This is a genomic window from Streptomyces sp. NPDC127190, assembly GCF_042672505.1.
Taxonomy (GTDB): Bacteria; Actinomycetota; Actinomycetes; order Streptomycetales; family Streptomycetaceae; genus Streptomyces.
In genome coordinates this window covers 257,419-278,525 of the sequence record NZ_JBHXVE010000008.1, presented here as the reverse complement: position 1 = coordinate 278,525, position 21,107 = coordinate 257,419, and the positions used below count along the sequence as shown (strand labels likewise).

19 protein-coding genes and 3 pseudogenes are annotated in these 21,107 nt (G+C 72.3%); 11 read left to right on the top strand and 11 right to left on the bottom strand.

The genetic code is table 11. The annotated features are described in order from the left end of the window. Positions 1 to 450 (top strand): annotated as a pseudogene (locus ACFVIU_RS15775) (hypothetical protein); the annotation flags it as partial. Between the two features lie 215 nt (positions 451 to 665). Here ACFVIU_RS15775 and ACFVIU_RS15770 read toward each other — a convergent pair. The 6 genes from ACFVIU_RS15770 to ACFVIU_RS15745 all read right to left on the bottom strand — a co-directional run bounded on the left by ACFVIU_RS15770 (position 666) and on the right by ACFVIU_RS15745 (position 4,543). Beyond that, entirely contained in the window at positions 666 to 827 is a 162-nt protein-coding gene (locus ACFVIU_RS15770; RefSeq protein WP_385843006.1) for a hypothetical protein, read from the bottom strand. Positions 828 to 1,128: 301 nt separating this feature from the next. Next, the gene (locus ACFVIU_RS15765; RefSeq protein ID WP_385843004.1) at positions 1,129 to 1,896 is read right to left on the bottom strand and encodes a glucose 1-dehydrogenase; all 768 of its coding nucleotides are present in this window, start codon (positions 1,894 to 1,896) and stop codon (positions 1,129 to 1,131) included. A gap of 213 nt (positions 1,897 to 2,109) precedes the next feature. After that, positions 2,110 to 2,265, bottom strand: coding sequence for a hypothetical protein (locus ACFVIU_RS15760; protein ID WP_256215702.1), 156 nt, complete (start codon positions 2,263 to 2,265; stop codon positions 2,110 to 2,112). 197 nt (positions 2,266 to 2,462) lie between these two features. Next, positions 2,463 to 2,810 (bottom strand): cyclophilin-like fold protein, encoded by a 348-nt coding sequence (locus ACFVIU_RS15755; protein WP_058079689.1) that lies wholly within the window; start codon positions 2,808 to 2,810, stop codon positions 2,463 to 2,465. Between the two features lie 259 nt (positions 2,811 to 3,069). Continuing rightward, complete coding sequence (locus ACFVIU_RS15750; protein WP_093498189.1) at positions 3,070 to 3,480, bottom strand: cupin domain-containing protein; 411 nt, start codon at positions 3,478 to 3,480, stop codon at positions 3,070 to 3,072. Between the two features lie 46 nt (positions 3,481 to 3,526). Further along, entirely contained in the window at positions 3,527 to 4,543 is a 1,017-nt protein-coding gene (locus tag ACFVIU_RS15745; protein WP_385843003.1) for a zinc-dependent alcohol dehydrogenase family protein, read from the bottom strand. Positions 4,544 to 4,768: 225 nt separating this feature from the next. On the opposite strand from ACFVIU_RS15745, the gene ACFVIU_RS15740 reads away from it, so the two are divergent. Next, positions 4,769 to 5,659 (top strand): helix-turn-helix transcriptional regulator, encoded by an 891-nt coding sequence (locus tag ACFVIU_RS15740; protein WP_093498187.1) that lies wholly within the window; start codon positions 4,769 to 4,771, stop codon positions 5,657 to 5,659. 50 nt (positions 5,660 to 5,709) lie between these two features. Here the strand turns inward: ACFVIU_RS15740 and ACFVIU_RS15735 are convergent. Beyond that, positions 5,710 to 6,164, bottom strand: a pseudogene (locus tag ACFVIU_RS15735) (Dyp-type peroxidase); the annotation flags it as partial. A gap of 405 nt (positions 6,165 to 6,569) precedes the next feature. Between ACFVIU_RS15735 and ACFVIU_RS15730 the strand changes: the two are divergent. The 6 genes and pseudogenes from ACFVIU_RS15730 to ACFVIU_RS15705 all read left to right on the top strand — a co-directional run. Continuing rightward, the gene (locus ACFVIU_RS15730; RefSeq protein ID WP_256215701.1) at positions 6,570 to 7,667 is read left to right on the top strand and encodes an IS110 family transposase; all 1,098 of its coding nucleotides are present in this window, start codon (positions 6,570 to 6,572) and stop codon (positions 7,665 to 7,667) included. A 32-nt stretch (positions 7,668 to 7,699) separates the two neighbouring features. Further along, a complete protein-coding gene (pcaC, locus tag ACFVIU_RS15725; protein WP_385843001.1) occupies positions 7,700 to 8,989 on the top strand; it encodes a 4-carboxymuconolactone decarboxylase in 1,290 nt (429 codons plus the stop codon). Between the two features lie 72 nt (positions 8,990 to 9,061). Continuing rightward, complete coding sequence (locus tag ACFVIU_RS15720) at positions 9,062 to 9,697, top strand: MBL fold metallo-hydrolase (protein ID WP_385843000.1); 636 nt, start codon at positions 9,062 to 9,064, stop codon at positions 9,695 to 9,697. Positions 9,698 to 9,735: 38 nt separating this feature from the next. Beyond that, positions 9,736 to 10,515 carry an exodeoxyribonuclease III gene (locus ACFVIU_RS15715; protein WP_385842998.1) on the top strand — a complete coding sequence of 260 codons (780 nt, stop codon included), beginning with the start codon at positions 9,736 to 9,738 and terminating at the stop codon, positions 10,513 to 10,515. Between the two features lie 16 nt (positions 10,516 to 10,531). Then, complete coding sequence (locus ACFVIU_RS15710) at positions 10,532 to 10,951, top strand: DUF6278 family protein (RefSeq protein ID WP_385842997.1); 420 nt, start codon at positions 10,532 to 10,534, stop codon at positions 10,949 to 10,951. 61 nt (positions 10,952 to 11,012) lie between these two features. After that, a pseudogene (locus ACFVIU_RS15705) lies at positions 11,013 to 11,282 on the top strand (amino acid ABC transporter permease); the annotation flags it as partial. Between the two features lie 49 nt (positions 11,283 to 11,331). On the opposite strand, the gene ACFVIU_RS15700 reads toward ACFVIU_RS15705, so the two are convergent. Together ACFVIU_RS15700 and ACFVIU_RS15695 are read right to left on the bottom strand one after the other, a co-directional pair. Continuing rightward, entirely contained in the window at positions 11,332 to 12,894 is a 1,563-nt protein-coding gene (locus ACFVIU_RS15700) for an alpha/beta fold hydrolase (RefSeq protein WP_385842996.1), read from the bottom strand. Positions 12,895 to 13,020: 126 nt separating this feature from the next. Continuing rightward, positions 13,021 to 13,767 (bottom strand): hypothetical protein, encoded by a 747-nt coding sequence (locus tag ACFVIU_RS15695; protein WP_385842995.1) that lies wholly within the window; start codon positions 13,765 to 13,767, stop codon positions 13,021 to 13,023. A 107-nt stretch (positions 13,768 to 13,874) separates the two neighbouring features. On the opposite strand from ACFVIU_RS15695, the gene ggt reads away from it, so the two are divergent. After that, a complete protein-coding gene (ggt, locus tag ACFVIU_RS15690) occupies positions 13,875 to 15,677 on the top strand; it encodes a gamma-glutamyltransferase (RefSeq protein ID WP_385842994.1) in 1,803 nt (600 codons plus the stop codon). Between the two features lie 31 nt (positions 15,678 to 15,708). Here ggt and ACFVIU_RS15685 read toward each other — a convergent pair whose 3' ends face one another. Next, positions 15,709 to 18,273, bottom strand: coding sequence for an ATP-dependent Clp protease ATP-binding subunit (locus ACFVIU_RS15685; protein ID WP_385842993.1), 2,565 nt, complete (start codon positions 18,271 to 18,273; stop codon positions 15,709 to 15,711). A 126-nt stretch (positions 18,274 to 18,399) separates the two neighbouring features. Then, complete coding sequence (map, locus tag ACFVIU_RS15680; protein ID WP_385842992.1) at positions 18,400 to 19,176, bottom strand: type I methionyl aminopeptidase; 777 nt, start codon at positions 19,174 to 19,176, stop codon at positions 18,400 to 18,402. A 73-nt stretch (positions 19,177 to 19,249) separates the two neighbouring features. Between map and ACFVIU_RS15675 the strand changes: the two genes are divergently transcribed. Together ACFVIU_RS15675 and ACFVIU_RS15670 are read left to right on the top strand one after the other, a co-directional pair. After that, positions 19,250 to 19,501 carry a helix-turn-helix domain-containing protein gene (locus tag ACFVIU_RS15675; RefSeq protein ID WP_385842991.1) on the top strand — a complete coding sequence of 84 codons (252 nt, stop codon included), beginning with the start codon at positions 19,250 to 19,252 and terminating at the stop codon, positions 19,499 to 19,501. A 126-nt stretch (positions 19,502 to 19,627) separates the two neighbouring features. After that, positions 19,628 to 21,049: a hypothetical protein gene (locus ACFVIU_RS15670; protein WP_385842990.1), complete on the top strand. Its 1,422-nt coding sequence runs from the start codon at positions 19,628 to 19,630 to the stop codon at positions 21,047 to 21,049. The last annotated feature ends 58 nt before the right edge of the window (positions 21,050 to 21,107 follow it).

Here is a 21,107-nt window from a genome sequence, read left to right as displayed (position 1 = left end):
GCGGGCCCCCGCGCCCGGGGGCGACAAAACACCCCTGCGTCGCCGCGCGGACCCGCCCCCCATCTACATCGACCGCGCGGCGGCGCCCCCCCCCCCCCCCCCTCGACGCGCCCCTCGCTTCTCCGTCAAGGGCCCCGTCCCCGCGTGCATACCGTCCTGCTCGGCATGCGCGACTCGGCGGCGGCACCCTTCTGTTCAACGGCGGCAGCGCCGCACGCCCCCACCCGGACCGCGCCGGCACCTCGATCGCCTTCGCCGCCGAGAGCGCCTACGCCCGCATGCTGCACGACGCCCTCGCCTCGGAGAACATTCACACCACCCAGTTGATCATCCCGGGAGCCATCCGCCCCGACGCTGAGCACAGCAGCCCTGAGGCGCTGGAACACCGCCTGTACGACATACCTCAAGCGCCACGGCTGCCGCCACTACGCCGAGCCCCTGCCCGACTGACCCGCGGCGCCACGTCGAACGCCAGGCACGCGGGACCGCGAGGGGGAAAGCCGGCCAGGGCGGCATTGCCCGGGTCGCAGGCGTTCCCGTGCTGGGCGAACCAGGCGAACGAGTCCGCCCTCCTCGACGTGCTGGCGGGGACGGCTCACGAGGTGGTGCTTCCTCACTGCGTACTCGCCGGTGTGGACCAGGCGATATGGCGAGCCAAGGGGCAGTCACATCCGCCAGGAGCCGCCTGCGAAGGCGTCTTCCCGCACGGTGCGGATGGTGCGACCGACGAGTTCGCGCAGCACGGGCCACACCTGGGGGAGTGGTTCCGGTTGAGGTGGCGCGGTCGTCGTGCAGGCACTGTGCAGGGCGGTGCGGTACAGGTCCACGCGCCGGCGAGGTTGCTCAGGTCGTACGGGTCATCCCGGATCAGGCCATGTGCAGCGGCAGTTTTACGACCGCATGCGCTGGCCGGGCATGGTGGTCTGTTCCACCCGAGGAGGGGGATGGGCTGGAGGTCATGACGTTCGCTTGACGCGTGTTCTGGCAGGGCATCACCCGGCTGGTCGCGCAGGTCATGCCAGGTGAAAGGCGAACCCCCGCAGGCTGTCCTTGCGGGAGTTGAAGGAAAAGCGGCCGGGTTCCGGCGCCGCTGATGGCGGCCGCTGCTCACGGTGGGTCCATGGGCTGTCAGCGGGCGGTGTAGCCGCCGTCGACGGGGAGCGCGACGCCGACGACGAAGCTCGCGCCGGGGCTGCACAGCCACAGGACGGCCTGGGCCATCTCGTCGGCGGTGCCGAGCCGGTTGATCGGTTGGTTGGCTTCGGCCTGGGCGCGGTCGAGTTCTCCCCTGGCGATCATGTCGCTGACCATGGGGGTGTCGATGGTGCCGGGGCAGATGGCGTTGATACGGATGCCGCGGGGCGCGTATTCGAGGGCGGCGCTTGTGGTCAGGCCGATCACGCCGTGCTTGGTGGAGTGGTAGGAGGCGCGGCCGGGGATGCCGACCAGGCCGCCGAGGGAGGAGCAGTTGACGATGGCGCCGCCGCCCTGCGCGCGCATGTGGCGCAGTTCGTGCTTCATGGACGCCCAGACGCCGCGCAGGTTGATGGCGTGGACCTTCTCGAACTGCTCGAGGGACTCGTCGGCGGCGTCGGTGGGCGGGATCTGGATGCCGGCGTTGTTGTAGGCCATGTCGAGGCGGCCGAAGGTGGCCACGGTGCGGTCGACGGCAGCGGCGACCTGGTCCTCGTCGCTGACGTCGCAGACCAGGGCGAGGGCCTGGTGGCCCGCGTCGGTGAGGTCCTTCGCCGCCGCGTTCACGGCCGTCTCGTCGATGTCGGCGAGGGCGACGGCGGCGCCGGAGGCGGCGAAGGCGCGGGCGGTGACCAGGCCCATGCCGGAGCTGGCGCCGGTGATGAAGGCGACTTGGCCGGTGAAGTCGTAGGTGGGGTTCACGGGGTTCCTCCTGCTGGACGAAGCGAGTGTTGGGCCGGGCGGATTCAGGATCGCGTCGATGTCCTTTCGGCGGCCTGCCGTGGTGCGGGGGGCCGAGTGTCGGGGGTGCTCGTGCGACGATCCGGTTCGCTCCGGGCTTCGCGTCGGTGACCGGCGCGATCAGCGGTAGCGAGGTATGGCCCGTTAAGGGCGCCCCGACCAGTGCGGGGCCGGTCACGCCGAGGGAGGGGCGAGGGCCTGGCCTGCCGGGGCTGAGCCGGCGTTGTAGGCGGACGTGGTCGGCGTCGAGGTCAGGGTGGGCGCGTCCCCGGCGAAGCGGACCGCGAGGGCGGTGACGACCGGGTTGACCGTGAACCCGGTCAGGGCCATCAGAAGGATCAGGGATCGTCGCGGTCATGGGGCGCCGGCCGCCGATCGCGGTGCCCGCCCAGTGAACCGGTGCCGGAGGCGGCCAGGTCCGGAGCGGCAGGGCTCCCCGGGAGGCTGGCTTGCCCGGCGCAGGAGCAGCGGTGTGGGGCATGACGACTTCCGTGGTCGTGCAAGGGATGGCCAGGTGGAAAGGGTCTTCAGCTGGCGGGCTCGACGGTGATCCGCTCGGCTCTTGCCAGCTGCTCGACGGGGGCGTCGAGGTGGCCGAGGATCAGCAGGTCGGCCGAGGGGGCCGGGCCGTCCTGGTAGAAGACGGCCAGGTTGCCCCACGGCGCGTAGTAGGCCAGATCGCGGGCCTTCGCCGCGGACGGCTGGGGGGCGCCGTCGGTGGTGAGCTTGCGTGGCGGGTAGCCGATCCGCTCCGTGCCGTGGAAGTCCTCCAGCGCGAGGGTGAGCGGGAGCAGGCCGGCCAGGTCGCGGCCGGCGGGGCTGTCGTTCAAGGTGCCGTCGGCCTTGTGGCCGTCGATCGTCAGGCGAATGCGCATGGCGTTGATCCTGTCGGACGGTGCGGACGATGTGCCTCGCGTGGAAGTCGACGGGTGCGAGGACGGCGCAGCAGGCGGCGGGGGATCGTCGCACGCCGTCATGGGCCAGACCAGGATGGCGAGCAGGACAGTGCGAGGAGGGCGCGAAGCACGGGCCTGTTCCTCCCAACTCCGCTGGGGCGAGTGGGCAGCCGCAGCATCCTGAGCGCGGCAGTGCCGAAGGCGAGCGCCGGTCGGATGCGACGGCCCGGTACGAGGTTCAGCTGGTGGCCGGTGCGGCGGCGTACTCCTCGTCGGTGACGGGGGTGAGCCAGTGCACGACGTCGTGGTCGGCGTCGCTCTCGTTGATGGCCAGGTGGACCATCAGCCGGTTCGGCGCGGCGCCGTGCCAGTGCTCTTCGTCGGCCTCGAACAGGACGCGGTCGCCGGGCCGGATGACCTCGATGGGTCCGCCGCGGCGCTGGCACAGGCCGATGCCCTCGGTGACGAAGACAGTCTGGCCGAGCGGGTGGCGGTGCCAGTGGGTGCGGGCGCCGGGCATGAAGTGCACCAGGGCGGCGCTGACCCGTGAGGGCTCGGGTGCGGCGGCGACGGGGTCGATGTAGACGTCGCCGGTGAACCAGTCGGCGGGGCCCTTGACGGTGTCGATCGAGCTGCGGGTGATCTGCACGGTTGCTTGCTCCTTGCTTCCTGTTCGGGAGGACGGAGTGGGTGGGTCAGGGCTTGAGGAGTGCCTTGATGGCGCGGCGCTCGTCCATGGCCCGGTAGCCCTCGGCGACCTGGTCCAGAGGCAGGGTGAGGTCGAAGACCTTGCCCGGGTCGATCGCTCCGGTCAGGATGCGGTCGATCAGGTCGGGCAGGTAGCGGCGCACCGGAGCGGGGCCACCGCGCAGGCCGACGTGGGAGAAGAACAGCTCCTGGCCGTCGATGGCGACCTCGTGGGGGACGCCGACGAAGCCGACGTTGCCGCCGGGGCGTGCCGAGTGCAGGGCCTGCCGCATGGCCTGGGCGGTGCCGACACACTCCAGCACCGCATCGGCGCCGATTCCACCGGTCATGTCCTTGATCCGGGCCACGCCCTCGTCGCCGCGCTCGGTGACGATGTCGGTGGCGCCGAACTCCTCGGCGAGCTTCTGTCGCGTCTCGTGCCGGCTCATGACGATGATGCGCTCGGCACCCATCTCCTTGGCGGCGATCACCGCGCACAGCCCGACCGCGCCGTCGCCGACGACCACGGCGGTGGAGCCGGGCTCGACCTCGGCGGCGTCTGCGGCCCACCAGCCGGTGCCCATCACGTCGGAGACGGCCAGTAGACCCGGCCAGAACCGCTCGTCAGGGATCTCGTCAGTGGCGACCAGGGTGCCCTGGGCGTTGGGGATGCGCACGTAGTCGGCCTGGCAGGTGGACATGAACTCGCGGTGCAGGCAGTTGGACGGGAAGCCGTTCCGGCAGTTCGCGCAGCTGTTGTCCGAGGTGGCGAAGGAGCCGACGACGAACTGGCCCGGCTTGACGGCGGTGACCTCGGACCCGATCTCCTCGACGAAGCCGACGTACTCGTGTCCCATGGGATGCGGGTCGCCGATCGGCTCCGCGCCGCGGTAGGGCCACAGGTCGGAGCCGCATACGCAGGTCACGGCCGTACGGATGATCGCGTCGGTCGGGTGGAGGATCTTCGGGTCGTCCAGGGTCTCGAAACGGACGTCGCCGGGGGCGTGGATCACTGCGCCGCGCATGAGAGGGATTCCTTTGCGTGCCATGGCGTGCGGCCGCCGGATGTCCGGGGCCGCCGCAGAGTGCAGGACCGGGTGCGCTTTCCCCGCCTCGTCCCGCCGGGACGGAGCGGGCGGAAGCACCACGCCATCCAGGTAACCCGCTCCCGGGCCGCGGAGCGAGGCACCCTCAAGGGGCGCACTGGCAGTGCACCCCTACGGCGGCGGGCGGGACGTACCGTCGAAGGCATGGACAACCGTGAGGAGGTCCGCGAGTTCCTCACCTCGCGGCGCGCGAAGATCACTCCCGAGCGGGCGGGCCTGCCATCCGGCATCCGCCGCCGGGTTCCCGGACTGCGCCGCAGCGAGGTCGCCGCCCTGGCCGATGTGAGCGTGGAGTACTACGCCAAGCTCGAGCGCGGCAACCTCGCCGGCGTCTCCCCCGCTGTACTCGAAGCCGTCGCCCGCGCCCTCCAGCTCGACGACGCCGAACGCGCCCACCTGCTCAATCTCGCCCAGGCCGCCGACGGCTCCGACGCCCTCACCCGGCCACGCCGCCGCACCACCCGGGCCTGGACGTCGCACCGCAGCCTGCAATGGGTGCTGGACGCCGTCACCGCGGGGCCCGCGTTCGTCCGCAACGGCCGCATGGACCTGCTCGCCACCAACCAGCTCGCCCGCGCCTTCTACGCCGACGTCTACGCCACGGCCGGCAACCAGGCGAACCTGGCCCGGTTCCAGTTCCTCGACCCCGCCTCGCGCCGCTTCTACCCGGACTGGGACCAGGCCGCCGACATCTCCGTCGCCATCCTGCGCACCGAAGCCGGCCGCAACCCCCACGACAAGGACCTCCACGATCTCGTCGGCGAGCTGTCCACCCGCAGCGACGACTTCCGCACCCGCTGGGGCGCCCACAACGTCCGCCACCACGGCACCGGCACCAAACGCTTCCACCACCACGCCGTCGGCGACCTCACCCTCGCCTACGAGGGCCTGGAGATGGCCGCCGAACCCGGCCTCACCCTCACCATCTACACCGCCGAACCCGGCTCACCCTCCGAAGAAGGACTGCGCCTGCTCTCCGCATGGGCCGCCACTCGGGAAGCCGACCCTGACACGAAACGATCTGCGCCCAGATGACCGTGAGTGCGAGTGGGTGAGGTGATCGGGGCGCCGGGCGGCGGCCGTCACACTTCCCGCCCGGCGCAGCAGAAGACCAGGCCCATGCCGAGGTTGCCGACATCGTCGATTCCGCGGTCGTAGTTGTAGCCGCGGCGCAGGATACGGGAGTCGTCCGTGGCGGCGGTGCGTGGGTTGGCGAGGCGGATATGGGCGTCGAGGGAGATCGGGTTGCCGTGCGAATCCTTGGCGTAGTTGGGGACATCGGTCTCCTTGACGCTGTCGAGCGGGGCGCCGGTGTCCTCGCGGCGGCCGAACATCTTCTCCTGCTCGGTGAGGTAGACAGGTCCAAGAACTCGACGAGCACGCGGATGATCCGTATGACCTGGTAGCTGCCGCCCCTGTCCCAGGCGGGCTCGTCGGCGCCGCCCCCTCCCCATATGGGACGGTTGCTTTCTCGGAACGAGGCGACGTCGGGGTTGGCGATGCCGTCCTTGAAGCCGAGCAGGTTGCGCTGGGCGCCGGTGGAGCCGCAGCTGCCGCAGCCGGTGAGCACCACCTCCTTGCGTGACGTCTCCCTGCCAATACCGGTCAGGAGTGGACGAGAGTCAACGCTTTGTCAGCCCGCTCAGTCAGGTTGAGCATCCGTTCGGCCGAAGTCATCCGGCAGTGATCGAGTCACGCCGCTGTACCGGCATCGATGGGACGGTTGCGCAGTGCCGTCCCGGGCGGGGGTCTGACTCGTGAGATCTATGACCGAAGTGTCCAGTCACGGACCTGTCGGCTGCCGTTGCGGGATGCTGCCTGCCACCGAGCCACAGGGCGTGTCCCAATAGGGGCCTTGCCGCGTTCAGGCGCCATCACGGTCCAGACCGCCCGAGCAGGCCGGTGCCATCCACCCAGCACGTCACCACGCGGGAGGCCAACCATCATGACGACCAGACAGCGCAGCACCTCCTCGAGCACGGATCCGCCCGTTCGGCGCGAGGTCGTCCTGGGCGTGGACACGCACGGCGAGGTGCATGTTGCCGCCGTGATCTCCCCGCTCGGGAAGATCCTGGGAACGGAGTCCTTTCCCGCGACGGCGGCCGGCTATCGGCAGCTGCTCGTGTGGGCCCGCAAGCGGGGGACGGTGCGCCGGGCCGGTGTGGAGGGCACCGGCACCTTCGGCGCGGGCCTGTCCCGCTACCTGCTGGCGCAGCAGGTCGAGGTATACGAAGTGAACCGCCCCGACCGCTCAGCCCGCCGGCTACTGGGGAAGTCGGACCCGCTCGACGCGCAGGCCGCCGCGCGGGCCGTGCTCAGTGGCCGCGCCCGGGCCCGGGCCAAGTCCGGCGACGGTCCGGTGCACAGTGCCCGGTTGTTCAAGCTCGCCAAGGACTCCGCGGTCAAGGCCCGTACCCAGGCGATCAACCAGCTCAAAGCCGTCCTGGTAATCGCCGATCCCGCCCTGCGGGAACGGCTGTCCAGCCTGGGCAACCGCGAGCTGTTCCGCACCTGCGCACGCCTCGGCCTACCCGGCGGTGGGGGAGACGAGGACGCGGTGACCCAGGCCACCCACCTGACGTTGCGCATGCTCGCCGAGCGCGTTGAGCAGCTCACAGGGCAGATCGATGAGCTGAACCAGCGCCTGACCCGGCTCGTCGAGCGCCACGCCCCCCAGCTGCTCGTACCGGTGGGCATCGGCCCGGACAGCGCCGTCACTCTCCTGATCACTATGGGAGACAACCCCGAGCGGCTGAACACCGAGGCGTCCTTTGCTGCCCTTTGCGGAGTCAGCCCTATCGAGTACTCCTCCGGCCGGCGGCGCACGCGCCGCCTCAACCACGGCGGCGACCGGCAGGCGAACGCGGCCCTGCACCGCATCGTGTTCACCCGCCTGCGCCACGACCCGCGCACCCAGGCGTACTACGAACGCCGCACCCAGGAGGGCAAGACCCGACGCGAGATCATCCGATGCCTCAAGCGGTATGCCGCCCGCGAGGTCTTTAACCTGGTCAGACCGGTTTCCCGCGCCCCCGCGTTATAGGGGCGTCCGTGAGACGTGAGAGGGTCTGGGGCGTGAGTGAGACACCCCCGAACACCTTGCAATACCGCTTTGACGGGCCAGAAGACGCTCCGGTCCTGATCTTGGGTCCCTCACTGGGTACCACATGGCACATGTGGGACCGCCAGGTGCCGGAACTGGTCAAACAGTGGCGGATCTTCCGCTTCGACCTGCCCGGGCACGGCGGCGCCCCCGCCCACCCCGCCGGTTCGGTCGGCGAGCTGACCGCGCGGCTGCTGGCCACGCTGGACGCGCTCGGCGTGCAGCGCTTCGGGTACGCCGGCTGTGCGCTGGGCGGCGCCGTGGGGATCGAGCTGGCGCTGCGCCACCCCGAGCGGCTCGCCTCCCTCGCGCTGGTGGCGGCCTCGCCCCGGTTCGGCACCGCCGACGAGTTCCGGCAGCGCGGGGTGGTCGTCCGTACCAACGGGCTCGACCCGATCGCGCGCACGGCACCCGAGCGCTGGTTCACCGGCGGGTTCGCCGCCGCCCAGCCCGCGATCACCGACTGGGCCGTGCAGATGGTCCGCACCACCGACCCCGGCTGCTACATCGCCGCCTGCGAGGCCCTGGCCTCCTTCGACGTACGGCCCGAACTGGGCCGGGTCGGTGTGCCGACGCTGGTGCTGGTCGGCTCCGAGGACCGGATCACCGGCCCGGCCGAGGCCCGCACCCTGGTCGCCGGGATCCCCGACGCCCGGCTCGCGGTCGTCCCCGGCGCCTCCCACCTGGTGCCGGTGGAGCAGCCGGCCGCCGTCACCGATCTGCTGGTGCACCACTTCTCCACCGCCTGGCAGCAGCCGTACGAGACCGGCCAGACCGCCCTGCCCGCGGTGGCCGTCGTCCCGGCCCCGGCCGTGCCGCAGCCGGCCGCGCCGGTCGCCGAGATCGCCCCGGCCGCCGTACCCGCCCAGGGCGCCGAGCGGCCGGACCGGTACGAGACCGGGCTGAAGCTGCGCCGGGAGGTGCTCGGCGACGCGCACGTGGACCGGGCGCTGGAGCAGGCCGACGAGTTCTCCGGGGACTTCCAGGAGTTCGTCACCCGCTACGCCTGGGGCGAGATCTGGGACCGGCCGGGGCTGGACCGCCGTACCCGCAGCTGCGTCGCCCTGACCGCGCTGGTCGCCGGCGGCCATCTGGAGGAGCTGGCGGACCACACCCGGGCGGCGCTGCGCAACGGCCTCACGCCGGACGAGATCCGGGAGGTGCTGCTCCAGGCGGCCGTGTACTGCGGCCTGCCGGCGGCGAACCGCGCCTTCACGGTGGCCCAGCAGGTGGTGCGGGAGGAGACCACCCCGGCGGAGTGATCGTCGTCCTGGCAGTGCGAGCACCACCCTGGGAGACCCCCACAGGGGCGCTCGCACGGCAGGATGGACGTCATGAAGCTCACGAAGAAGTCGCACGCCTGCGTCCGCCTGGAGAAGGACGGGCGGACCCTCGTCATCGACCCCGGGATGTTCAGCGAGGAGGACGCCGCGCTCGGCGCGGACGCGATCCTGGTCACGCACGAGCACCAGGACCACTTCGACGAGGGCCGGCTGCGGGCCGCCCTGGAGGCGAGCCCCGAGGCGGAAATCTGGACGCTGAAGTCGGTCGCCGAGCAGATCTCCGCGGCCTTCCCGGGCCGGGTGCACACCGTCGGCCACGGCGACACCTTCACCGCCGCCGGCTTCGAGGTGCAGGCGCACGGCGAACTGCACGCGGTGATCCACCCGGACATCCCGCGCATCACCAACGTCGGCTATCTGATCGACGGCGGCCGCGTCTTCCACCCCGGCGACGCCCTCACCGTCCCCGACCACCCGGTGGAGACGCTGATGCTCCCCGTGATGGCGCCCTGGAACAAGATCTCCGAGGTCATCGACTACGTCCGGGAGGTGAAGCCGCAGCGCGCCTACGACATCCACGACGCCCTGCTCACCGACCTCGCCCGCCCGATCTACGACCGCCAGATCGGCGCGCTGGGCGGCGCGGACCACCAGCGGCTCACCCCGGGAGCCTCCGCGGAGGTGTGAGGGCCGCGTTGTCGGACCCTCCGGGTAGGTTGGTGGACATGCGCATCGCCACCTGGAACGTGAACTCGATCACCGCCCGCCTCCCGCGGCTGCTCGCCTGGCTGGAGAGCAGCGGCACCGACGTGCTCTGCCTCCAGGAGGCCAAGCTCGCCGAGGAGCAGTTCCCGTTCGACGAGCTGCGCGCGCTGGGCTACGAGGCCGCGGTGCACGCCACCGGCCGGTGGAACGGCGTGGCGGTGCTCTCCCGGGTGGGCCTCGCCGACGTGGTCAAGGGCCTGCCCGGCGACCCGGGGTACGACGGGGTGACCGAGCCGCGCGCCATCTCGGCGACCTGCGGCCCGGTCCGCGTCTGGTCGGTGTACGTGCCCAACGGCCGCGAGGTCGACCACCCGCACTACGCCTACAAGCTCCAGTGGTTCGAGGCCCTGAAGGCGGCCGTGTACGGCGACGCGCAGGGCAGCCGCCCGTTCGCCGTCCTCGGCGACTACAACGTGGCGCCGACGGACGACGACGTCTTCGACCGGGCGGCCTTCGAGGGCGCCACCCATGTCACCCCGGCCGAGCGCGCCGCCCTCGCCGCCCTGCGCGAGACCGGGCTGAACGACATCGTGCCCCGCCCGCTGAAGTACGACCAGCCGTTCACGTACTGGGACTACCGCCAGCTCTGCTTCCCCAAGAACCGCGGCATGCGTATCGACCTGGTGTACGGCAACGAGCCCTTCGCCAAGGCCGTCGAGGACGCCTATGTCGACCGCGAGGAGCGCAAGGGCAAGGGCGCCTCCGACCACGCGCCGGTGGTGGTCGACCTGGACGTCTGATGCCACGCTGGAACCCATGAACCTTCCGTTCCTGGGCCCCCGGCACAAGAAGCACGGTGACGCGGCACCTCCGGCGGACCCCGAGGCCGTCGCCGCGCTGCTGTCGGAGTGCGAGCTGCTGCGCTCGCAGGCGGCCCGGGCCGGCGTCCGCCTGGACGACACCCCGGCCTCCCTGGAGGCGCTGGACCAGCTGGTCCCGCGCTGGCGCGACGACGCCGAGACCCTCCCCGGGCTGGGCCATGACGCCGGGCTCTACCTCGGCACGGTCGTGGTGCGCACCGTGCCCGGCGCCGCCTGGGTGATCCGCCCCCACGGCGAGCCCGTCGTACGGCTCGCCTCCGGCCGCGAGGTGGAGGTCGTGACCGCCGGCCAGGAGTGGGCGGCGAGCGGTGTCCCGGAGCTGTCCCAGCGCTACGCGGAGATCGCCGAGAGCTGAACTCCTCCCGCCTCGCCGGGGGGTGCTGGCGTCGCCATATTGCCCGCCGTCATCAGCCCGCACCTCGCCCGGGTTTCTCGTCTCCTGCGAGGAGTTCCTCCACGCCGGGAAACGCATCGCGGCCAACCTCGACTACGATTTGCCGTTCATCCCTGTGGTGATGGTGATCTCGCCGATCTCCATCGGGATGTGCATGCTGCTCTCGTGGTTCGCCGGCCGGGTGTCCCGCCGTGAGCAGCGCAGCCCCAGGACCCAGGCCGTGGCTCTCGCCGCGGCCGGTCCCGGGGCGCTGCTGCCGGGTGGGGAGCCCCCCATGGCCCCGAAGCCCTAGGTGGGGTGGCAGTTCACACGGGCGAGGCTCGTCCGGCGGCAGCCGGAGATCACTGCTCGCGCACGGGGACGGACACGTACGACGGGTCGTCCGAGGGCGAGGAGAAGGTCAGCTGCGCGCCGGACGGGTTGTGCTCGATGTACAACGGGTCGACGGTGTCGACCACCAGCGCGAGGCGGTGTCCGGCGGGGACGTCGTAGGCCGTGGAGAACAGGTCCAGGTCGACGTCGAACGGTGTGCCGGGCGTCCGCTCGTGCCAGGTGTACGGCGCGTGCGTGACCAGCTTGCCGAAGCCGAGCGGGCCGACGTCGTACAGATAGGCGACGAGGGTGCCGCTCTCCGCGGTCGGGGTGAGCGTGGTGTGCAGGGTGGCGGTGCCGCGCACCTGTTGGGCGGTGCCGTACCGCTCGGACTGCCAGACGGCCGCCCAGCGGCGCGGCAGCAGCGGGATCGAGGCCATGGGCGGCAGCTGCGCGATCTGGTCCAGGATGCTGGAGAGGAAGACGATTCCGCCGTCCGCGCCCGAGTCGACGTTCGCGTGGATCGTGGTGGTGCCCGCCAGCGCGAGCTTGCGGCGGGTCGCGCCGACCGACTTCCAGTCCGGGTAGCCCTCGTATCCCCCCGCGCTACGGGACTTCAGCTGGACCGGCTGCTCGTGGTCGACGCCGTTGTCGGCGCCCTTGAGGTAGTGGTCGAACCAGCGCTCGGTGTCCGTCCACACGTCGTTGGGCAGTCCGAACAGCCCGGTCAGCTCGGCCGTCGCATGGTCGCCGGGGCGCAGTTCGAGCCGCTTGGGCCCGGTCAGCTTCTGGTAGAAGCCGGCGTACTGGTTGGCCGGGAAGATGGTGTCGCCCCAGGCGTTGGCGAGCATGACCGCGGCGCCGTTGCGGTTGAGTTGGTCGACATAGGTCAGCGCGGAACGCTGTCTGCCCCAGTCGGTCATCTTCTGCTCCTCGGCGAGGTTCGAGGAGTACAGGTTGTCGAAGATCTCGCGCACCTCCGGGCTCTCCCGGCCGGTGAGCGTGGCCAGGCCGTCCAGCACGTGCAGCGCCTCGACGTGCTGGGTCCGGCCCGAGTAGATCGAGTCGACCAGGTCCGCCCAGCCGCTGAGCGCGGCCACGGCCTTGATGCGCTTGTCGTGCGCGGCGGCCAGCAGGCTGATCCCGGCGCCGTACGACACCCCCGCCATGCCGATGTGCCGCGGGTCGGCCGGGGTGTGCGCCAGGGCCCAGTCGATGACCCTGGACGCGTCCGCCACGTCCGGCGGACCGGCCACTTCTATGTCGCCGCCGGACTGCCAGAAGCCGCGCACGTTGTAGGTGAGGACCACATAGCCGGAGTCGGCGAGCTTCTGAGCCTGCGCCAGGTACTCCACCTGCGGCAGGCTCCAGCTCGTGGGCAGCACGATGAGCGGGTAGTCGTGGCTGCCGTCGGCGCCTGCCGGGGTGACGACGTTCGCCTTCAGGACCGTGCCGCCGTCGCCGGTGATGTCGACGAAGCGGACGGAGCCGACGGCCTGGGCCGCCGGGGCCAGGCCGACGAGGGCTCCGGCCAGCAGCGCGGTGGAGACGGCTCCGGCGGTGGTACGCAGCGCGGTGCGACCTCGTCCCATGGGTCACTCCTTCACTCGTGATCGGCTGATCCCTTGATCAGTGCAAAGTGACCCGACGGTAACCTCGATCGCTTACCGTAAGTAACCCGTCAGTAAGTTACGTACGGGTAAAGATTGTTGAACGGTTCATTCCGCCGCGGCTGGGGCCCGCTCCGGCAGCGGGGTGCGCGCCGCCCGGGTCACATCGGCGACCAGTTCGACCACGTCGGGGCCGTACGCGTGGGAGTTGAGCACCTTCAGCAGGAGGACGAAGGAGCCGGTGCCGTATTTCCGGTGCAGCCGTTCGTGGTTGCGGGCGAGGTAGCGGGTGGCGGCCTGGTTGGTGATGGCCCGCTGGCCGCAGAAGAGGAAGACCGGCCGCGAGCCTCCCTGCCCCTCGGTGGTCAGCCTGGCGAGCAGTACATACTCGGCGACGCCCCGTTCCATGCGGTACTGCTCGCCGCCGATGCGGAACGCGCCGCGCTCCTCGCCCGGTTCGGCGTCGACGTTCACCCGCACGCCCGGGAGCAGGGACGAGAGGTGGGCGGCCATACGGTGATTGGACGAGGGACCACCAAGGCAGAACTCGGTGCGGTCGCCGAATCCCTGCTGGGCGGCGTCGTGTGCGACCACCCGGGCATGCGCATGGCAGTCCTTTATCAGGGCGGCCAGCTCCAGCAGGGCGAACACGTCGGTCCGGGTCACCGTCAGCTCCGGCCCGCCCGCGTCCCGGTTGACCACGAGCAGCGACTCCGAGTTGTCCGGCAGCCCGAAGAACGCCTGCTTGCGCCGGAGTCTGCGCCGCCACAGACCCGTGCGGGCGAGCCAGCCCAGGGCGGCGGATATGCCGGTCGCCACCAGGCCCAGGACGATGTTGCGCACGTCGTCGTTCATGGTCGGGCATGGTAGGCGCTCCGCCACAACCGCACCGGCCGGTGGCGCAGTTCCCCGTGCCCCGCCGGGACGCTAGGCTGCGCGGACGGTTCCGACGGGAGGTACGGATGCGTCGTCCTGGGAGACGGAAGCTGGCTGTGCTGGCGGTCTCGGCCGCCATGGTGTCGGTGGGGGCGGCGGCGCCACCCGCCGCGACGACGGGCGGAGGGGCCACCAAGGTTCCGGTGGCCGTCGGTTACGGCGGCGCGGTCGCCAGCGTCGACGCGGACGCCTCCGCCGCCGGCATCGAGGTGCTCCGGCACGGCGGCAACGCCGTCGACGCGGCCGTGGCCACCGCCGCCGCGCTCGGCGTCACCGAGCCGTACTCGTCCGGCATCGGAGGCGGCGGCTACTTCGTCTACTACGACGCCAACACCCGCACGGTGCACACCATCGACGGCCGGGAGACCGCGCCGCTCACCGCCGACGCCGACCTCTTCAAGGAGAACGGCAAGCCGCTCGCCTTCGCCGACGCCGTCAGCTCCGGGCTGAGCGTCGGCACCCCGGGCACCCCCGCCACCTGGCAGACGGCCCTGGACGCGTGGGGCAGCCGGAAGCTCGGTACGGTCCTGAAGCCCGCCGAGCGGATCGCCCGCGACGGCTTCACCGTGGACGACACCTTCCGCGCGCAGACCGCGGCCAACGAGACCCGGTTCCGCTACTTCCCGGACACCGCCAGGCTGTTCCTGCCGAACGGGCAGCTGCCCGCCGTCGGCTCCACCTTCAAGAACCCCGACCTGGCCCGGACCTATGAGGAACTGGCCGACAAGGGCGTGGACGCGATCTACCACGGCGACCTCGGCCGGGACATCGTCAACACGGCCGACCACCCCCCGGTGGACCCCGGCTCCGGCTGGAACGCCCGCCCCGGCAAGCTGTCCGCGCAGGACCTCGGCGCCTACCGCGCCAAGCTCCAGAGGCCCACGAAGGTGTCGTACCGGGGCCTGAAGGTGTACTCCATCGCCCCGTCCTCCTCGGGCGGCACCACGGTCGGCGAGGCGCTCAACATTCTGGAGAGGACGGACCTCTCCCGGGCGAGCGAGGTGCAGTACCTCCACCACTTCATCGAGGCGAGCCGGATCGCGTTCGCCGACCGCGGCCGCTGGGTCGGCGACCCCGCCTTCGAGGACGTACCGACGAAGCACCTGCTGTCCCAGCGGTACGCCGACTCCCGCGCCTGCCTGATCAAGGACGACGCGGTGCTCACCAGCCCCCTCGCCCCCGGTGACCCGCGTCACCCGGCGGCCTGCGGCCAGGGCGGCACGGCGGCCCCCACGACCTACGAGGGGGAGAACACCACCCACCTCACCGTCGCCGACAAGTGGGGCAACGTCGTCTCCTACACCCTCACCATCGAGCAGACCGGCGGCAGCGGCATCACCGTGCCCGGCCGGGGCTTCCTGCTCAACAACGAGCTGACCGACTTCTCCTTCGCCCCGGCCAACCCGGCCGTGCACGACCCGAACCTGCCCGGGCCGGGCAAGCGGCCGCGCTCCTCGATCTCCCCGACCATCGTGCTGGACCGGCACAACCAGCCCGTCGTGGCGCTCGGTTCGCCCGGCGGGGCGACCATCATCACCACCGTGCTCCAGACGCTCACCGAGTTCCTCGACCGGCATCTGCCGCTCGTCGACGCGATCGCCGCGCCCCGCGCCAGCCAGCGCAACGCGGCGAAGACGGAACTCGAACCCGCCCTCTACGACTCCGCTCTGCGCACCCGGCTGGAGGCCATCGGGCACTCCTTCTCGCTCAACCCCGAGATCGGCGCGGCGACCGGCGTGCAGCGGCTGCCGGGCGGCAAGTGGCTCGCCGCCGCCGAGAAGGTACGGCGTGGCGGCGGCTCGGCGATGGTGGTGGACCCGGCGCCCTGACGCTCACCGTTCGCGTGCCGGCGCCCGACGCTCACAACTCGGGGGCCGGCGGCCGGGCTTCCTCGGGCGGGGTCTGACGCGGGGCTTCGGTGCGGAAGTCCAGCCGGCCGTCCCTGACGTCGACCGTGACCCGGCTGTCCTTGCTGATGGTGCCGTCCAGCAGCAGCCGGGACAGCCGGTTGTCCACCTCCCGCTGGATGGTGCGGCGCAGCGGCCGGGCGCCGTACTCCGGCTGGTAGCCGCGCTCGGCGAGCCAGTCGACGGCCGCGTCCGTGAACCGGACCGTGACGCCCTGCCCCTCCAGCAGCCGCCGGGTGCCGTTCAGCAGCAGATCCGTGATCTGCCGCAGCTGCTCGCCCGTCAGCTGCCGGAAGACGACGATCTCGTCGATGCGGTTGAGGAACTCCGGCCGGAAGTGCTCCCGCAGCGGGCGCAGGATCTGCTCCCGCCGCGCCTCCTCGTCGGCGTCCGCGCCGCCCGGCCCGAACCCGATCCCGGCGCCCCGCCGGGTGATCACCTCGGAGCCCAGGTTGCTGGTCATCACGATGACCGTGTTGGTGAAGTCCACCGTGCGGCCCTGGGAGTCGGTCAGCCGGCCGTCGTCCAGGACCTGGAGCAGGATGTTGAAGACGTCCGGGTGCGCCTTCTCCACCTCGTCCAGGAGCAGCAGCGAGTACGGGTGCCGGCGCACCACCTCGGTGAGCTGCCCGGCCTCCTCGTGTCCGACGTACCCGGGCGGGGCGCCGACCAGCCGGGAGACGGTGTGCCGTTCCTGGTACTCGCTCATGTCCAGGCGGACCATCCGGTCCTCGCTGCCGAACAGCGCCTCGGCGAGGGCGCGGGCCAGCTCGGTCTTGCCGACACCGGTGGGGCCGAGGAACAGGAAGCTGCCGATGGGCCGCCGGGGGCTCGCGAGCCCGGCGCGGGAGCGCAGTACGGCCTCGGCGACCACGGCGACGGCCTCCTCCTGGCCGACCACCCGCTGGTGCAGATGCTCCTCCAGGCCCAGCAGCCGCTCCTTCTCCTCCTCGGTGAGCCGGCTGACCGGGATGCCGGTCTGCCGGGACACCACCTCGGCGACGGCCTCCGCCGTCACCTCCAGGTCCTGCCCCTCGTCGGCCCGGTCGCCGCCGCTGGCCTCCTCGATCCGCTGCCTCAGCTCGCCGATCCGGTCGCGCAGCTGCTTGGCCTGCTCGTAGTCCTCGTCCGCGACCGCCTGGTCCTTGTCCCGGGCCAGCTGCTCCACCTCGCGCTCCATCGCGCGGACGTCCGTGCCCTTGGTGCGCGCGCCGAGCCGCACCCGCGCGCCCGCCTGGTCGATCAGGTCGATCGCCTTGTCCGGCAGCCGCCGGTCGGTGAGATACCGGTCGGACAGCTCCACGGCGGCGGTCAGCGCCTCGTCGGTGTAGCGGACCTGGTGGTGGGCCTCGTACCGGTCGCGCAGGCCGCGCAGGATCTCGAGGGTGTCCTCGGTCGTCGGCTCCGGCACCAGGATCGGCTGGAACCGGCGTGCCAGCGCCGCGTCCTTCTCGATCCGGCGGAACTCCTCCAGCGTGGTCGCGCCCACGATGTGCAGCTCGCCCCGGGCCAGCGCGGGCTTGAGGATGTTGCCGGCGTCCATCGCACCGCCCTCGCCGCCGGAGCCCGCGCCCACGACGGTGTGCAGCTCGTCGATGAACACGATCAGCCGGCCGGAGTGGGCGCGGATCTCCTCCACGATGTTGTTCAGCCGCTCCTCGAAGTCCCCGCGGTAGCGGGTGCCGGCGACCACGCCGGTCAGGTCCAGGGCGACGACGCGGCGGGCGGCCAGCACATCCGGCACGTCCCCGTCGGCGATGCGCTGCGCGAGCCCCTCCACGACGGCCGTCTTGCCGACCCCGGCGTCCCCGATGAGGACGGGGTTGTTCTTGCCGCGCCGGGACAGCACCTCGATGGTCTGCTCGATCTCGTTGTCCCGGCCGATCACCGGGTCGATCCGGCCCTCCCGGGCCAGGTCGGTCAGATCGCGGCCGTACTTGTCCAGGGTGGGCGTGCCGGTGGCCCGCTGCCGCTCGGTGCGCGGCTGGGTGCTCTCCGGGGCCTCCGGCGGGAGCGCGCCCGCCGAGAAGCGGGCCGCGTTCAGGATGTGCCCGGCGGCCGAGTCCGGGTTGGCGGCGAGCGCGCTCAGCACATGCTCGGGGCCGATGTACCCGGCGCCGCTCGCCCGCGCCATGTCGTGCGCGTCCAGCAGGGCCCGCTTGACGGCGGGGGTCAGCGACAGCGAGGTCGGCGGCGGCACCTCGCCCGGCGGATGCAGCACCGGCCCGGCGCGGTCGTCGATCTCCGTCGCCAGCGAGTCGGGGTCGGCGCCCGCGCGGGTCAGCAGTGAGCGGGTGGGCTCGCTCTGCGCGGCCGCCCGCAGCAGATGCTGGGTGTCCAGGTCCCGGCTGCCGTGTTCGGCGGCGTACAGGGCGGCCCCGCGGACCAGTTCCCGGGCCGGCTGGCTGAGCAGGCGGCCGATGTCGATGTGGCGCGGCGTACCCCGGGCTCCGCCGGTTCCGCCGAAGAAGCGGGCCAGGAATTCACCGAAGGGGTCAGGAGGGTAGCCGTTGGTCATGGCGTTCCGTTCCTTCGCAGGGGCTGGCTCCGCCGGGTAACCCGGGGCTGGGGTGCTCATGCCCACGATGACATGATCCGTGGGGGGTGGCATGTGGGAGTCGTCCCCCTCAGGGAGCCGTTCCCCTCAGGGAGCCGTCCGCGCCGTGAGGACCCTGGGGCCCGACTCGGTGACGGCCACCGTGTGCTCCGCGTGGGCCGCCCGGGAGCCGTCGGCCGTGCGCAGGGTCCAGCCGTCGTCCGCCTCGTAGTAGGCGTCCTTGCCGCCGGCGATCAGCATGGGCTCGATGGCCAGGACCATTCCGGGGCGCAGGGGCAGGCCCCGGCCCGGGCGGCCCTCGTTCGGGACGTCGGGTTCCTCGTGCATCCGGCGGCCGATGCCGTGGCCGCCGAAGCCCTGCGGGATGCCGTAGCCGGCGCTGCGGCAGACCCGGCCGACCGCGTGCGCGATGTCGCCGATGCGGTTGCCCACGACGGCCGCCTCGATGCCGGCCGCGAGCGCCTGTTCGGCCGCCTCGACCAGGCGCAGGTCCGCCGGGCGCGGGCGGCCCACGACGAGGCTGAGCGCCGAGTCGCCCACCCACCCGTCCAGCTCGGCGCCGCAGTCGACGGAGAGCAGATCGCCGTCGCGGAGCCGGTACCGGGTGGGGACGCCGTGCACGATCGCGTCGTTCACCGAGGCGCAGATCACCGCGGGGAAGGGGGTCGGCGCGAAGGAGGGCCGGTAGCCGAGGAAGGGGGAGGACGCCCCGGCCTCGCGCAGCACCTCCCGTGCGACCTCGTCCAGCTCCAGCAGGGACACGCCCACGGCCGCGGCCTTCCGTACGGCCGTCAGGGCGCGGGCGACGACCTGGCCCGCGGCGTGCATCGCGTCGATCGATGTGTCTGTCTTCAGCTCCACCATGCCAATTAATATACCGGTATTTGAATGGGGGTGGCGCCTGGTGGCCGCGGCGGCCGGTATTAGAATCGGGCTCATGGTGCGCACCCCTCTCACTCCCGAAGAGCGCGAACGCGGTGAGCGGCTCGGGCTGCTGCTGCGCGAGGCGCGCGGCGGGCGGAGCATGGCCGAGATCGCCGCCGCGGCCGGTGTCTCCGCCGAGACGCTGCGCAAGATCGAGACGGGCCGGGCGCCGACGCCGGCGTTCTTCACCGTCGCCGCGCTGGCCCGGGTGCTCGGGCTGTCCATGGACGAACTGATCGCCCGCTGCGCCCTGGTGGGCGTCTGACGCGCAGCCGCCGGCACCGTGTGATGAGGGGTCCGCTCGCTGCCGGAAAACTCTGCGTAGCAACGCCGTAACACAACTGGTGTTGCCTACCGAGCGGAGTGCTGGCGGTCGGGCGGGAGCTGGGCGATGGCTGTGGATCAACTCCCCGCTGAGGTGCGGGAGTTCGTGAGCTACCTGGACGCCCTCGTGGCGCGCCTCGACCGCGCCGCGGGCTGGAACGCGGTCTTCTGGCAGCGCGACCCCGAGGGCATGCAGGCCTGCCTCGACGGCCGTGAGATGCCGCCGTGGGACGTGGTGGAGGCGCTGCTCCAGGACCTGGGCCTGAGGTACGGCGCCGCCGTCGCCGCGGCCGAGGGGGAGCGGGCCCGCGCGCTGCACGCCGCCGCGCTCGACGCGTACGACGCCCGGCCCGGCGCCCGGGACGCCCTCGCCGACCGCCTCGACGTCATGCTCCGCGAACAGCGGTACGCCGCCGAACGCCAGGCCGTCCTGAGTCGCCGGCTGTCCACGGCGAACACCGCGGAAGAGGCCGAGTCCCTCCGTCAGGACCTCGCCTGGGCCCATGACGACCACACCCGCGCCACCGCCCGCTGCGCGGAACTGCGCGCCCGCATCGCCCAGGTGGACCGCCGCGAGCTGGCCGTCGTGACGGCGGATTCTCAGGTGCTCCCGTCCGCCGCGTCCCAGGTTTCCCGCCTTCGGCAGCCCGCGTCCGCCCAGCCGCTCGGCCCCGACGCGCACGGCTTCCCGCCCTCCGCGTCGCTCGCGGCCCCCGGTGTCTTTGCCGGCCGGACGGCAGGCGCTCCCGCGCCGGAGGCCGCGCCGGGCGGGAAGGGGCGGAAGCGCCGGCGGGGCAGTGCCCGGTTCGCCGGGGTGGGGGAGGGGGAGGACCAGCCGGTGGTCGTGCCGCGGGCCGGAGGGCCGGCGGACGGCGGGCGTACGCCGCGAGGGGCCCGGTTCGCCGGTGCCGCCGAGCCGGCCGAGCCGGCCGAACCGGTGTCCGTGGCGCCGGTGGACGCCGGGGCGCACGAGGCCGTCGCCGAAACCGTGCTGCTGCTCGCGCGGCTCCGGGACGAGGGACGCAGCGGGGAGGCCCACGTCTTACTGGTGGAGGCCGCGCAGTGGCCCGCCGGCCGGTTCCCGCTGCTCGCGGACGCCCTGCGGCACGCCGGTCTCGGCGCCGACTGGGCCACCCTGCTGTGGGAGGCCGCCGCGCTGCCCGCCGAGCGGCTGGTCGCCGTCGCCGACGCGCTCGCCGGTGCCGGGTGGGAGGCCGACGGGGAGCGGATGCTGCGGCAGGGCGTGGCCCGGCCGGCGGCGGAGATAGGGGCGGCCGTCCTGCATCTGGAGGAGGCCGGGCGGCGGCGCGACGTGCTGGCCCTGCTGGACGCCTATGTCCGGGTCCGCTCCCCGGAGGAGGCCGCCCGCAGCGTCGCCGCGGACCCGCGCCGGCTCGTGCCGCTGCTGCTCCAGGCCGCGCGGGCCGTCTCCGAGGAGCGGCACTGGGACCTCGTGCACGCCCTGCGTGTCGCCGGACACACCCCGTGACCGGCGCACGGTGGTGTCGTCCTGGTCTGTCCCGGTTGCGCCTCCGCCACGGGGTCGT